A 13,101-nucleotide genomic window follows, 5' to 3' on the forward strand; every position below is an offset into this window, starting at 1 on the left:
CACAGAGAGTAATTGTATCTTTGCCAAAATCAGTTGGAAAAATTCCGCCACTTAAATTCATTTGATGGATATTGCCGTAATCATTATCAATTACAATTCTTCAAAATATACTTTGGAGTGCATATACACTGTGATTGAAAAAACTTCGGCTGAAATAAACTACCAAATAATTGTGGTTGACAATAATTCAACGCCTTCGGAATATAAAATTTTAAAGGATGGCTTCCCCCAACAACAAAACGTTTCGCTTCACCGAAGCAATATAAACACAGGCTTTGGCGGCGGAAATATGTTTGGCGCGCAATTCGCGAAAGCAGATTATTTGCTTTTTCTAAACAACGATGCAATGCTACTTAATGACTGCCTTAGCATTTTGTTGGGTTTTATGAAAAATCATTCAAAAGTTGGCGTTTGTACCGCTCAAAATTTTGATGAAGACAATAATTTTGTTCCTTCTTTTGATCATAACAAAGGCTTGCGAAGATTACTTTTTGGACGTGGATTTCTTGAAAAAAACGATTCAAAATTATATCCAAGTCGAAAAAAAGAATATACTGAACCATTGCAAGTTAATTGGGTAAATGGTGCTTTTCTTTTTTTCGATAGTAAAGCATTTTCAGAGGTAGGTGGATTCGATACCAATATTTTCCTGTATTGGGAAGAAATGGATATTTGCCACCGTCTTAAAAAACTTGGTTACGAAAGTTGGCTGGTTCCCGAAGCGCAAATCCTGCACCATCAAGGCATAAGTACGGGCATTTCGAAAGCAATTAATAAAGAGAGTTATATTTCGTATTTATATGTACTTCGGAAAAATTATGGATTTGGAAAATATTTACTGATTAGAATGTATTTAACAATCGCCCTTTTACTAAAACCGAAAAAATGGTATTTACTCCCAATTATTTTAAAGAGCAACAACCAAACACAATCGTTAAAACAAAAACAAAAAATCACCTTTTTAGATGAAAACTGAAATCGAAAATTGCCTGACTATTTTAAAAAAAGGAGGTATAATTCTTTATCCCTCGGACACTATTTGGGGCATAGGCTGCGACGCCACCAATGCCGAAGCCGTGGAGAAAGTTTTTCAACTTAAAAAAAGGAGCGATAAAAAATCGTTAATCTGTTTGGTGAGCGATTTCAAAATGCTGAACGAATACATTGAAAACGTACCCGAAGTGGCTTACGATATTTTGAAATATGCAAAAAAGCCAACAACCATCATTTACGACGACCCAATTCGTGTGGCTGAAAATCTAATTGCGGAAGATAATTCGCTTGCTATTCGCGTTCCGAAGGATGATTTTTGCAAAACATTAATAAAGAAAATGCGCCGACCACTTGTCTCAACTTCGGCCAATGTATCGGACGCAAAAACTCCACAAATTTTTAGTGAAATAGACCCCGTAATTTTGGAAGGCGTAGACTATGTTGTAAATTTGCACCGCGAAAGAAAATCTGGAAAACCTTCGGCGATTATTAAGTTGAAAAATGATGGCTCGGTAAAAGTTGTAAGGCAATAAAATTGACATAAGACGAGGGGACATAAGACGCAAGACTAATTACTTTGCGACTTTGCGACTTTGCGAGAGAAAAAAAATGATCAAACCATCCTACATATCCGCTTTAAAAAACCCAATCTTTAGAACTATTTCAAAAGCTTCCAATAACTTAAATTTGGAAAGCTATGTAATTGGCGGCTATGTGCGCGATTTTCTTTTAGATCGCGGCGATGCGAAAGACATTGATATTGTTGCCGTTGGGAACGGAATTGAACTCGCCCAAGAGGTTTCAAAATTACTTCCGGGAAAACCAAAAGTTTCTATTTTTAAAACTTACGGAACCGCAATGCTAAAAAGTGGCGGCATAGAGCTTGAATTTGTAGGTGCCCGAAAGGAATCTTATTCTGAAGAAAGCCGCAATCCTGCTGTGGAAAATGGCACTTTAGCAGACGACCAAAACCGAAGAGATTTTACCATAAATGCTTTAGCCCTAAGTTTAGGCGAACAAAATTTTGGTGAATTGCTCGACCCGTTCAACGGAACTGACGATCTTCATAAAAAAATAATCCGCACTCCGCTCGACCCAGATATTACGTATAGCGACGACCCATTGCGAATGCTCCGCGCTATTCGTTTTGCAACCCAATTGAACTTTATTATTGAAAAGGATTCGCTGGAAGCAATCACACGAAATGCCGAACGGATAAAAATTATTACGAAAGAGCGAATTGTGGACGAGCTCAACAAAATATTACTTGCCGAAGTGCCTTCAAAAGGATTTGCACTTTTGCATAAAACAGGGTTACTCCCCTTTATTTTGCCTGAATTGGTTGCGCTACAAGGAATAGACGAAAAAGAAGGACAAACCCACAAAGACAATTTTTGGCACACCTTGGAAGTGGTCGATAATATTTCAAAAGCCACAGACGATCTTTGGTTACGATGGGCAGCGCTGCTTCATGATATAGGAAAAGCTCCAACAAAAAAATTCGATAAAAAACTGGGATGGACATTTCACACACACGAATTTGTGGGTGCTAAAATGGTTTACAAACTTTTCAAAAGGTTAAAAATGCCACTGAACGATAAAATGAAATTCGTTCAAAAAATGGTATTGATGAGTTCCCGCCCAATTGTTTTGGCGAGCGAAGTAACCGATAGCGCTGTGAGGCGTTTGATTTTTGATGCAGGTGAATATGTAGAGGATTTAATGACGCTTTGTGAAGCAGATATAACTACCAAAAATCCGAAGAAGTTTAAAAAATACCACGCCAATTTTCAAACGGTGCGCGAAAAAATTGTGGAAGTTGAAGAACGCGATCAAGTTCGTAATTTTCAGCCGCCCGTTAGTGGTGAAGAAATTATGAAAACCTTTAATCTTAAGCCTTCGCGCGAGATTGGAATTATAAAAGACGCCATAAAAGAAGCAATTCTGGAAGGTGAAATTCCAAATAAATATGAAGCTGCCCACGATTTTATGTTGAAAAAAGGAGTGGCTATTGGGCTCAAAGCAGTTGATTAAGGACAAGTGGGAATGGTAGTATTCAGTGTTCAGTGTTCAGTGTTCAGTGTTCAGTGTTCAGTGTTCAGTGTTCAGTGTTCAGAAAATAAAAAATAATTCGTGCATTCGTGGTGGTTTTTTTCAGAGACTGCACAATTAAAACAATAATTCAGTGGCAAATAAAGACAACAAAAAGGTAATTTACTGGCTCTTAACGGGCTGTTTCCTTATTTTTATTATGGTGGTGATTGGCGGCATTACTCGCCTAACCCATTCCGGACTTTCAATTTCTAGTTATAAATTAATTTCGGGTTCAATTCCACCGCTAAATGAAGCCGAATGGATTGCCGAGTTTCAACATTATCAGCAATTTCCAGAATATCAAAAGCTGCACACCCATTTTGATCTCGAAGACTTTAAGGATATTTATTTCTGGGAATACATTCACAGAGTTTTGGGCAGACTACTTGGCATTGTGTTCCTTGTACCCTTCCTTTATTTTCTTCTAAAAAAACAACTCACCAAACCCACGATTAAAAAGGCTGTAATTCTCCTATTTCTTGGGGGATTTCAAGGGTTTTTGGGCTGGTATATGGTAAAAAGTGGGCTGATTGACAGGCCGAGTGTGAGCCATTATCGGCTTGCAATGCACTTAACTACTGCTTTTATAACTTTTGCTTACACTTTTTGGGTAGCACTAGATTTAATTTATCCTGCTAAAAAAGAAATCAATACACACATTCGAAATATAATCCGTTTTGGATTGGCTGTATTGTTAATCCAAATTATTTGGGGCGCTTTTGTTGCAGGTCTCGATGCTGGCTGGATTCACAACCATTGGCCTTTAATGAACGAGGGCAAATTAATCCACGAAACGGTCTATACAGAACAGGTTCCACTTTGGAAAAATTTTGTTGAAGGTAAAAGTGGGGTTCAGTTTGTTCACCGCTATATGGCGTATGTAGTTGTTGCTACAATTCTTTTTATTTGGTACAAAACGAAAAAATTGCCGTTAACGATTCTCCAGAAAAAGGGAATTAATATTTTATTGATTCTGGTTTTTGTACAATTCATTTTAGGTGTTTTTACGCTAATATTGCAGGTACCTGTGGTTTTAGGCGTTTTACACCAAGTAACTGCCTTTTTCCTATTAGCTTCCATGACCTATGCGCTGCATAGATTTTCAAAATAAAAAGAAAACCTAAAAGGCAAACTTCAACCGAATACTGCTTACTTTTTAATAACTTTGCATCCCAAAAAAAATTAAAAAAATGATTTACCGCTTCAGGGTTATTCTCGACACACACGAAGATGTTTTCCGGGATATTGAAATAAAAGCTTCTGCTACATTAGAAGATCTTCACAACGCCATTACCCAATCTTTTGGGTTTGATGGGTTAGAAATGGCTTCCTTTTACATCAGCAATGATTTATGGGAAGAGGGCGAAGAGATTTCTCTTTTTGACGTAAGCGACGAGCCGGGAGGAATTCGGGTTATGAACGAAACTTTTTTAGAAGATGTGGTTGATGAAAATAAAACCCGATTATTGTACGTTTACGATTTTCTAAATATGTGGACGTTTATGGCAGAACTTGCCGATATTGCCGAGGCCGAAGAAGGTGTGCTTTATCCAAACCTTATGTTTGCTCACGGTCAAATACCGGAAGAAGCTCCAGAAAAAGAATTCATTGCCGAGGACATCGAAGAGGATGATTTAGATGAAGATTTCGATTTGGATCCAGAGGATTATGACAATCTCGATTTTGACGAAAACTGGAATTAAAACGGTTGACGGTACATAAAATCTTAATTATCATTTAATATTTCACTTTTACATTTTCACCTTTTTAATTACCTACAATAAATATGATCAACCTTTTCAGTACCCACATTGCATCGCTTTCCATTCATAGGGTGGGTAATAAAAGTAGGAACGAAGCAATTTTTCTTTCGGCAAATCCTTATAAAATGGACGATGAAATCACGCCATTGCTAAAAGAATTCTTCTTAAAACCATTCCGCGAAAAGGAGGAAAACTATTTTCAGTTTACACACGAAGCCGATTTAGAATTTCACGAACTTTTTAATAGCACTACAAAGATTTTCGACAATCCTGAAAATATTCACGAAGAAAGTCGCAAAATGGCAACCTACCTTTATAACCAATCGGAACATCCGCATATAAAAAGTGGCGAAGTCTATATAGCTTACCTTGAAGGCGTGCAGCTCGACAATGTAAAAATGGACGCCATCGGTATTTTTAAAAGTGAATTAAAGCAGGATTTCCTTCAGTTTGCCGAAGATGGCAATCAGTTGGAAGCTATGCTGCAGCACGGTGTAAATTTGAATAAATTAGACAAAGGTTGTATCATTTTCAATTCGAAAAAAGAAGAAGGATACAAAATACTTTCTGTGGATAGCAACCGCTACGATGCACGTTATTGGCTGGAAAGTTTTTTAGGTGTTGAAGCATTTGCCGATGATAATTTCTACACAAAAAAGTATTTGAAATTCTGTCAAGATTTTGCGAAAGACGTGGTGCTACCCGCAGAAGATAAAAAACAGGAAGTAATGTTTATGAACAGAGCAGTGAATCATTTTGCGAAAAATGATCAATTTGAAGAAACTGCGTTTATGAACGAGGTAATAGATAATCCAGATTTATTGCCGGAATTCCGTCATTATAAAAGCGAAAAAGCACCTAAATACAGCATTGAAGATTTAACCACTTTCCCCATTGCAAATACTGCTGTTACAGCTGCTAGAAAGAAAATAAAGAACGTTATAAATTTGGATACTAATATTCAGATTAAGCTAGACTTTATCAATCCAGATAGTGCCGAAAAATTTATTGAAAAGGGTTGGGATGAAGAAAAGCAGATGTATTATTACTTAGTGTATTTCAACAAAGAAGAAAAATCATAAAAAAAATTATTGTAGAGACGCAGCGCTATGCGTCTCTACAACAATGTATGATTCGCGGGATTAATTGCCAACCTCACTAATAAATTTAATACGGTATAAGCGCAATTCCTCTTCATCATAATCGCCGTCAAATTCATCGAGCGCTTTTTCAATACTGTCTGTATTTGTCTCTAAAAAATAATCGTGGATTTCTTCCTGTTGGTCTTCGTCTAAAACCTCATCAATCCAATAGTTTATATTTAGCTTAGTTCCGCTGTAAACAATCGCCTCCATTTCTTTTATAAATTCTTTCATTTCAATGCCCTTGGCACTTGCAATGTCTGGTAAAGCGAGTTTGCGATCTACGTTTTGGATGATGTACAATTTAAGTGAACTATTGCTTCCTGTAGATTTTACTACGAAATCTTCTGGCCTGATTATATCGTTATCTTCAACGTAATTTTGAATTATTTTCAGAAAAGGTTTTCCGTATTTCTTAGCTTTTCCTTCGCCTACCCCGTGAACATTTGAAAGCTCTTCGAGAGTTATTGGGTATTTAAGAGCCATGTCTTCCAACGAAGGTTCTTGAAAAATTACAAATGGCGGCAAGTCTAAATCGTGTGCTACTTTTTTAAGTTCCGATTTTAAGAGTTTGAAAAGATTTTCGTCTACTATATCTCCTCCTTTTTGAACACCTACAATTATATCGTCATTGGCATCTTTAAAGGAATGATCTTCAGTCATCATAAAAGACGAAGGCGATTTTATAAATTCTTTCCCGGAATCTGTTAAATGAATAACGCCATAGGTTTCAATATCTTTTTTCAAAAATCCAGCTACCAAAAGCTGGCGAAGTAGCGCCATCCAATATGCAGAATCATGGTCTGCACCCGAGCCAAAATATTCTTGAGCATCGGTGCGGTGCGATTTTATTAGGGCATTTACCTTCCCTATTAATACATTTACAACCTCTTTACTTTTGTATTGTTGGTTAGATTTTGAAACTACATCTAAAAGCAGGGCAGCATCGTCTTTTGCTTCGTGTTTCTTTTTGGGATAACGCATATTGTCGTCCATCATGCCGCCATCACCGGTTTCATTGTCAAATTCTTCCCCGAAATAATGAAGAATAAACTTTCTACGCGACATGGAAGTTTCAGCAAAACCAACTACTTCCTGTAAAAGCGCATGACCAATTTCTTGTTCGGCCACGGGTTTGCCACTCATGAATTTTTCTAGTTTCTCTATGTCTTTATAGCTATAAAAAGCTAAACAATGCCCCTCGCCGCCGTCACGACCTGCGCGTCCGGTTTCTTGGTAATAGCTTTCAATACTTTTTGGAATATCATTATGAATAACAAAGCGTACATCTGGCTTGTCTATTCCCATTCCAAAGGCAATGGTTGCAACCACGACGTCTACATCTTCCATTAAAAACATGTCTTGATGTTTTACACGCGTTTTTCCGTCAAGGCCTGCATGATAGGGAACAGCTTTAATACCGTTTACCTGTAAAGCTTGCGCAAGTTGTTCTACCCTTTTTCGGCTTAAACAGTAGATAATTCCTGTTTTTCCTTCGTTCTGTTTTACAAAGCGAATAACGTCTGCATCAACATTTTTTGTTTTCGGACGTATTTCATAATAAAGGTTTGGACGATTAAAAGATGCCTTGAAAGTGTTGGCATCTGGCATTCCCAAGTTTTTCAGAATATCTTCCTGTACTTTTGGAGTTGCAGTGGCGGTAAGCCCAATTATAGGTATGTTATCGCCAATTCTTTGAATAATGCTTTTTAGGTTTCTGTACTCAGGTCTAAAGTCATGGCCCCACTCGCTAATGCAGTGCGCCTCATCTATCGCCATAAAGGAGATTTTCTGAGTTTGCAGAAAAGATACATATTCTTCTTTTGTAAGCGATTCGGGAGCAACGTACAATAGTTTTGTTATTCCGCTTGCAATATCGCTTTTTACCGTTTTCACTTCGGTTTTATTGAGCGATGAATTTAAAACATGAGCGATGCCGTCTTCCGAAGAGAGAGAACGTAATACATCTACCTGATTTTTCATTAATGCAATAAGAGGAGAAACGATTATGGCCGTTCCTTCTTGCATAAGTGCTGGAAGTTGATAACAAAGTGATTTTCCACCGCCCGTAGGCATAACCACAAATGTATTTTTACCATCGAGGATACTTTTTACCACTTCTTCCTGTAAACCTTTGAAGCGGGTAAATCCAAAATATTTTTTCAGGGCTGCGTAAATGTCAGTTTCTGCCACGCTGATTGAGTTTTTAAAAGACAATTCAGTTTTAGTCAACAATACATTGTTTTACTGATTAACAATTGTAATTTTGCAACCGTATTACGTTGACTGCATCTTAAACGAAAGTATCTATATTAAGATTAACGAATTGATATAATTCTATTCTAAATATACTAATTTCTGATACAGTTACAAACATTCAAAAGCATTAAAATTTTGAACAAGCAAGAGAGAATTATTTCCGTAGCCAAAAACACCATAGAAACTGAGAGTAAAGCCATTGCGAATTTGGCACATTTAGTAAATGAAGAGTTCGCAGGTGCAGTTAATTACATTTATAACTCAAAAGGTCGCGTAATTGTTACCGGAATCGGCAAAAGCGCCAACATTGCCACTAAAATAGTGGCAACTTTAAATTCTACGGGCACGCCTTCAATCTTTATGCATGCAGCAGATGCTATCCATGGAGATTTAGGAACGGTACAAGAAAACGATACCGTTATCTGTATCTCAAAAAGCGGAAATACCCCAGAAATAAAAGTTTTGGTCCCATTAATAAAAGCTATTGGCAATAAATTAATAGCCATAACTGGTAATAGGGAATCCTTTTTAGGCCAACAAGCAGATTTTGTGCTGAATGCTTATGTAGAAAAAGAAGCTTGCCCAAATAATTTAGCGCCCACAACAAGTACCACCGCACAATTGGTAATTGGCGATGCCTTAGCAATGTGCCTTTTAGACCTTCGCGGATTTTCGAGTAAAGACTTTGCGAAATTTCATCCGGGTGGTTCCTTGGGAAAAAAATTATACCTTCGAGTAAGCAATCTTACCTCTTTAAACGAAAAGCCTCAAGTTTCACCAGATACTGATGTTAAAAAAGTAATTGTTGAAATTTCAGAAAAAATGCTGGGCGTAACTGCAGTGGTTGAAAATGATTTAATTGTAGGTATTATTACTGATGGCGATTTACGACGTATGTTGACGAAAACAGATAACTTTGCTGGCTTAACCGCAAAAGATATTATGACCCATAATCCTAAAAGAATCGCCAACAACGCTATGGCTGTTGAAGCAATGGAAATGATGGACAAATATGGTATAACTCAAATTCTTGCTGAAGAAAAAGGCAAATATAGTGGTGTTGTACACATTCATAATCTTACTAAGGAGGGCATTATATAATGAAGAAACTTGGTTCCCCAGAAAAAGAAATGTCCTTCTTGGATCACTTGGAAGAACTGCGTTGGCACTTAATTCGCTCTACACTTGCCGTAGTAGTATTGGCGTTAATCGCATTTGCTTTTAAGGATTTTATTTTCGACACGCTAATTTTCGGCCCCAAGCATCCAGATTTTCCAACCTATAGAATGTTTTGCAATATTTCGCGCTCCTTGGGGATGGACACTTTCTGTTTTAAAGAAATGCCTTTCCGAATTCAAAGTAGAACGATGGCTGGGCAGTTTTCTGCGCATATGTGGACCTCTATCTATGCGGGTATTATTATAGCTTTTCCTTATATTCTTTACGAATTTTGGAAGTTTATTCGACCAGGTTTAAAAGAAAAGGAACGCAAATCTAGTCGCGGTTTTATTTTTGTAGCTTCATTTCTTTTCTTTTTAGGAGTGCTTTTTGGGTATTACCTTATTACTCCACTATCCATCAACTTTTTAGGAAATTACCAAGTAAGTAAAGAAGTCTTTAACGATTTTGATTTAGATAGTTATATTTCCTTAGTTCGTACTTCGGTATTGGCCTGCGGCATTGTTTTTGAATTGCCAATCCTCATGTACATTCTCACAAAAATAGGACTGGTTACGCCCGAAATTCTTCGGAAGAACCGCAAATTTGCCTTAATAATCGTGCTAGTTCTTTCAGCGGTAATTACTCCCCCAGATATTGTGAGCCAGATAATTGTAGCTATCCCAATCGTTGTTTTATACGAAGTGAGTATCTATATTTCAAAAGTGGTTATAAGAAATCAGTTGAGAGAAGAGCGAAAAAGGAAAAAAGCATAAACACACTGTAGGCTCGCAATTTATCGCCCGCATTAGCATTTAAAACGAAGAACTTCATATTATATACGACAGATGAAAAACAATCAAGTTGAAGAATTTAACGCCTACCGCGAAAAGATGAATGAAAAGATGCTTTCAGATAATAACAAAATTATCAAGCGTATTTTCAATTTAGACACCAACGCATATATGGAAGGCGTTCTTCCGAAGAAAACAAAGGAGCTTTTAGGTTTGGGAAATTCATTGGTATTGCGTTGCGACGATTGCGTACGTTACCATTTAGAAGAATGCCACAAATTAGGACTTACCAAAGAAGAAGTAGTTGAAGGCATGAGTATTTCATTACTTATTGGCGGAACTATAGTTATTCCGCATCTGCGCAGAGCTTTTGAATATTGGGAAGCGCTTGATGCACAACAATCTTAATTTTTTCTTCGGAAAATTATATAGTACATTTAACGTTCTATCAACGGAAACACTTACTGAATGAAGCTAAAAGCCGAAAATTTAATGAAATCCTATAAAGGCCGAAAGGTTGTAAAGGGAATCTCTGTTGAAGTAAATCAAGGAGAAATTGTTGGTCTGCTCGGTCCAAACGGCGCAGGAAAAACAACTTCTTTTTATATGATAGTTGGGTTGATAAAGCCAAACGGCGGTCAGATTTTTTTAGAAGGCACAGATATCACCAAATACCCTATGTACAAACGTGCACAGAACGGGATTGGTTATTTGGCGCAGGAAGCTTCTGTTTTCAGAAAATTAAGTGTTGAAGACAATATTTTAAGCGTTTTACAACTTACGAAACTATCCAAAAAAGAGCAACGAGCAAAGATGGAATCGTTAATTGAAGAGTTTGGATTAGGCCACATTCGTAAAAACCGTGGCGATCTTTTAAGCGGTGGTGAAAGACGAAGAACTGAAATTGCGCGCGCCTTGGCAACCGACCCACATTTTATTCTTTTAGATGAACCATTTGCTGGAGTAGATCCTGTGGCGGTGGAAGACATTCAGCGTATTGTGGCGCAACTTAAAAACAAAAACATCGGTATACTTATAACCGATCACAACGTACAGGAAACGCTTGCCATAACTGACAGAACCTATTTAATGTTTGAAGGAAGCATCCTAAAACACGGTATGCCTGAAGAATTGGCTGCAGATGAAATGGTTCGGAAAGTATATCTAGGACAAAATTTTGAACTTCGGAAGAAGAAGTTGGAGTTTTAGAAGCAACCACAGAATTTTTAACCACAAAGGACACAATGTGTACACTGAGTTCACAAAGAAATCTCTGTGCACTTGGTGCCTTCTTAGTGCCCTTCGTGGTTCCCCCTTTTTAACCACAAAGCACACAATGCTTACACTATGTTTTATATCTACAATTCTCCGTTTATAACCCTTCTGATACCAAGCTTCAATAAACTAACATTAAAATTGATAAGAAGTCCCAATTTAAAACCACCGAGCCTCATATAAGTAAGTGTTTGTACTAAATGAACATCGTTCAATTCTTCCACACTTTTTATTTCGATTACGACCTTATTTTCAACCAAAATATCAATGCGATAGCCAACTTTCAGTTTCACCTCTTCAAATATGAGTGGCATTGGTTTTTGCTTCTCAACAACCAGCCCTTCCTTTGATAATTTATAAAAAAGACATTCTTCATATGCAGATTCCAACAACCCTGGACCAAGCGCTTTATGAACTTCCAAAGCACAACCTATAATCTTATTGGCAATTTGGTTTTCTGTCATTCTACTAAATTTAACAGGGATAATCCACTAATAATCTATGTTCGTAAATTTTCTTAGTGCTCTTTGTGATTCCCCTTTTTAACCTCAAAGAACACAATGTTTACACTAAGTTCACAGAGGTTTCTTTGTGCTCTTTGTGCCTTCTTAGTGCTCTTTGTGGTTCCCCCTTTTTACCCACCATGGACACAATGTCTACTCTAAGTTCACAGAGATTTCTTTGTGCTCTTTGTGCCTTCTTAGTGCTCTTTGTGGTTAAACAACGAAAGCAATATATAAAGCAGGATTATAAAAGGTATCGCCAAAAACTTCAGCAGTACTAAAAGCACCACACAAAGTATTAAAAAGATATAGCGAACGGCGTTGCTTTTAAAATCCCAAGTTTTAAATTTTAATGCAAAAAGAGGTATTTCTGCATTGAGTAATATACTGCTAAGTAGCGTCATTCCTATTAAAAACCATTTGTTGAGGATGATGCTTTCCGCAAAATGAGAATATTGGTACTGTAAAATTAACGGTAAACTTAAAATAAGTAGTGTGTTTGCTGGAGTTGGCAAGCCAATAAAACCCGAAGTTTGCCGGGTATCTACATTGAATTTCGCCAAACGATATGCAGAGGCAATTACTATCATCAATCCAATTAACGGCAGATAATTTTTAAATCCAACGTTCCACCCATCCATAGAAAATGTTTCGGTAAGTGTTTGCATATGCCCGAAATAAGATAGGTTCAATAGTTGGTACATTATAATTCCTGGTGCAACTCCACTAGTAATAACATCTGCAAGCGAATCTAATTGAAGCCCAACTTCGCTTTGCGCATTCAGCAAACGTGCTGCTAGCCCATCAAAAAAGTCGAAGAAAATTCCGAGGAAAACAAAAAAGGAAGCAGTAATCAAATCGCCCGAAGTTGCAAAAAGTATAGCAACGCATCCACAAAGAATGTTTAGTGAAGTGATTATATTGGGTACTTGTTTTATAATATTCATAATGTTAGTTATCAATTTGAATTTGATGTTTTATTCTTTAAAAACAATTCCGCAAACAAGTCTACTTTCCTCACGTTCGCGTGTCTTTCATCGGATGCATTTCAAAGGAAAGAAGTTTAATTAAGGAGCGTTTTCTACGAATTCTTTAAATTCAATGTAAAAATAACAAAGTA

At 37.1% G+C, this 13,101-nt stretch carries 13 protein-coding genes; 10 read left to right on the forward strand and 3 right to left on the reverse strand.

Annotation, left to right across the window (positions count from 1 at the left end):
• Positions 1 to 64: 64 nt before the first annotated feature.
• The 6 genes from AC3RVG_RS11925 (at position 65) to AC3RVG_RS11950 (ending at position 5,932) form a co-directional block, all read left to right on the forward strand.
• Entirely contained in the window at positions 65 to 976 is a 912-nt protein-coding gene (locus AC3RVG_RS11925) for a glycosyltransferase (protein WP_489691691.1), read from the forward strand.
• Positions 966 to 1,526 (forward strand): L-threonylcarbamoyladenylate synthase, encoded by a 561-nt coding sequence (locus tag AC3RVG_RS11930; protein WP_489691692.1) that lies wholly within the window; start codon positions 966 to 968, stop codon positions 1,524 to 1,526. Before AC3RVG_RS11925 ends, AC3RVG_RS11930 begins: the two co-directional genes overlap by 11 nt.
• A 76-nt stretch (positions 1,527 to 1,602) precedes the next feature.
• The gene (locus tag AC3RVG_RS11935) at positions 1,603 to 3,027 is read left to right on the forward strand and encodes a CCA tRNA nucleotidyltransferase (protein ID WP_489691693.1); all 1,425 of its coding nucleotides are present in this window, start codon (positions 1,603 to 1,605) and stop codon (positions 3,025 to 3,027) included.
• A 151-nt stretch (positions 3,028 to 3,178) separates the two neighbouring features.
• The gene (locus AC3RVG_RS11940) at positions 3,179 to 4,198 is read left to right on the forward strand and encodes a COX15/CtaA family protein (protein WP_489691694.1); all 1,020 of its coding nucleotides are present in this window, start codon (positions 3,179 to 3,181) and stop codon (positions 4,196 to 4,198) included.
• A gap of 79 nt (positions 4,199 to 4,277) precedes the next feature.
• Complete coding sequence (locus AC3RVG_RS11945) at positions 4,278 to 4,790, forward strand: IS1096 element passenger TnpR family protein (protein ID WP_489691695.1); 513 nt, start codon at positions 4,278 to 4,280, stop codon at positions 4,788 to 4,790.
• Between the two features lie 83 nt (positions 4,791 to 4,873).
• Entirely contained in the window at positions 4,874 to 5,932 is a 1,059-nt protein-coding gene (locus AC3RVG_RS11950; protein ID WP_489691696.1) for a nucleoid-associated protein, read from the forward strand.
• Between the two features lie 60 nt (positions 5,933 to 5,992).
• Here the strand turns inward: AC3RVG_RS11950 and AC3RVG_RS11955 are convergent, their stop codons facing one another.
• Complete coding sequence (locus tag AC3RVG_RS11955; protein ID WP_489691949.1) at positions 5,993 to 8,191, reverse strand: RecQ family ATP-dependent DNA helicase; 2,199 nt, start codon at positions 8,189 to 8,191, stop codon at positions 5,993 to 5,995.
• A gap of 195 nt (positions 8,192 to 8,386) precedes the next feature.
• Here AC3RVG_RS11955 and AC3RVG_RS11960 point away from each other — a divergent pair, with 195 nt between their 5' ends.
• From AC3RVG_RS11960 to lptB, 4 genes are all read left to right on the forward strand, one after another.
• Positions 8,387 to 9,352, forward strand: a complete 966-nt coding sequence (locus AC3RVG_RS11960; RefSeq protein WP_489691697.1) for a KpsF/GutQ family sugar-phosphate isomerase — start codon at positions 8,387 to 8,389, stop codon at positions 9,350 to 9,352.
• Positions 9,352 to 10,185, forward strand: a complete 834-nt coding sequence (gene tatC / locus AC3RVG_RS11965; protein ID WP_489691698.1) for a twin-arginine translocase subunit TatC — start codon at positions 9,352 to 9,354, stop codon at positions 10,183 to 10,185. Before AC3RVG_RS11960 ends, tatC begins: the two co-directional genes overlap by 1 nt.
• A 72-nt stretch (positions 10,186 to 10,257) precedes the next feature.
• Positions 10,258 to 10,611: a carboxymuconolactone decarboxylase family protein gene (locus tag AC3RVG_RS11970; protein WP_489691699.1), complete on the forward strand. Its 354-nt coding sequence runs from the start codon at positions 10,258 to 10,260 to the stop codon at positions 10,609 to 10,611.
• A 60-nt stretch (positions 10,612 to 10,671) separates the two neighbouring features.
• Positions 10,672 to 11,412 carry an LPS export ABC transporter ATP-binding protein gene (lptB, locus tag AC3RVG_RS11975; RefSeq protein WP_489691700.1) on the forward strand — a complete coding sequence of 247 codons (741 nt, stop codon included), beginning with the start codon at positions 10,672 to 10,674 and terminating at the stop codon, positions 11,410 to 11,412.
• A 149-nt stretch (positions 11,413 to 11,561) separates the two neighbouring features.
• On the opposite strand, the gene AC3RVG_RS11980 is transcribed toward lptB, so the two are convergent.
• Both AC3RVG_RS11980 and AC3RVG_RS11985 read right to left on the reverse strand, forming a co-directional pair.
• On the reverse strand, positions 11,562 to 11,942 hold the full coding sequence (locus tag AC3RVG_RS11980) for a GxxExxY protein (protein WP_489691701.1): 381 nt from the start codon (positions 11,940 to 11,942) through the stop codon (positions 11,562 to 11,564).
• 236 nt (positions 11,943 to 12,178) lie between these two features.
• Positions 12,179 to 12,928 carry a CDP-alcohol phosphatidyltransferase family protein gene (locus tag AC3RVG_RS11985; protein WP_489691702.1) on the reverse strand — a complete coding sequence of 250 codons (750 nt, stop codon included), beginning with the start codon at positions 12,926 to 12,928 and terminating at the stop codon, positions 12,179 to 12,181.
• Positions 12,929 to 13,101 lie beyond the last annotated feature (173 nt).

It is taken from the genome of Aequorivita sp. IT1282 (assembly GCF_058068205.1).

Excerpts from the sequence above, each read along its gene's own strand:
- AC3RVG_RS11925 (WP_489691691.1), top strand. The coding sequence starts at position 65 with ATGGATATTGCCGTAATCATTATCAATTACAATTCTTCAAAATATACT.
- AC3RVG_RS11930 (WP_489691692.1), top strand. The coding sequence starts at position 966 with ATGAAAACTGAAATCGAAAATTGCCTGACTATTTTAAAAAAAGGAGGT.
- AC3RVG_RS11935 (WP_489691693.1), top strand. The coding sequence starts at position 1,603 with ATGATCAAACCATCCTACATATCCGCTTTAAAAAACCCAATCTTTAGA.
- AC3RVG_RS11945 (WP_489691695.1), top strand. The coding sequence starts at position 4,278 with ATGATTTACCGCTTCAGGGTTATTCTCGACACACACGAAGATGTTTTC.
- AC3RVG_RS11950 (WP_489691696.1), top strand. The coding sequence starts at position 4,874 with ATGATCAACCTTTTCAGTACCCACATTGCATCGCTTTCCATTCATAGG.
- tatC (WP_489691698.1), top strand. The coding sequence starts at position 9,352 with ATGAAGAAACTTGGTTCCCCAGAAAAAGAAATGTCCTTCTTGGATCAC.
- AC3RVG_RS11970 (WP_489691699.1), top strand. The coding sequence starts at position 10,258 with ATGAAAAACAATCAAGTTGAAGAATTTAACGCCTACCGCGAAAAGATG.
- lptB (WP_489691700.1), top strand. The coding sequence starts at position 10,672 with ATGAAGCTAAAAGCCGAAAATTTAATGAAATCCTATAAAGGCCGAAAG.
- AC3RVG_RS11980 (WP_489691701.1), bottom strand. The coding sequence starts at position 11,942 with ATGACAGAAAACCAAATTGCCAATAAGATTATAGGTTGTGCTTTGGAA.
- AC3RVG_RS11985 (WP_489691702.1), bottom strand. The coding sequence starts at position 12,928 with ATGAATATTATAAAACAAGTACCCAATATAATCACTTCACTAAACATT.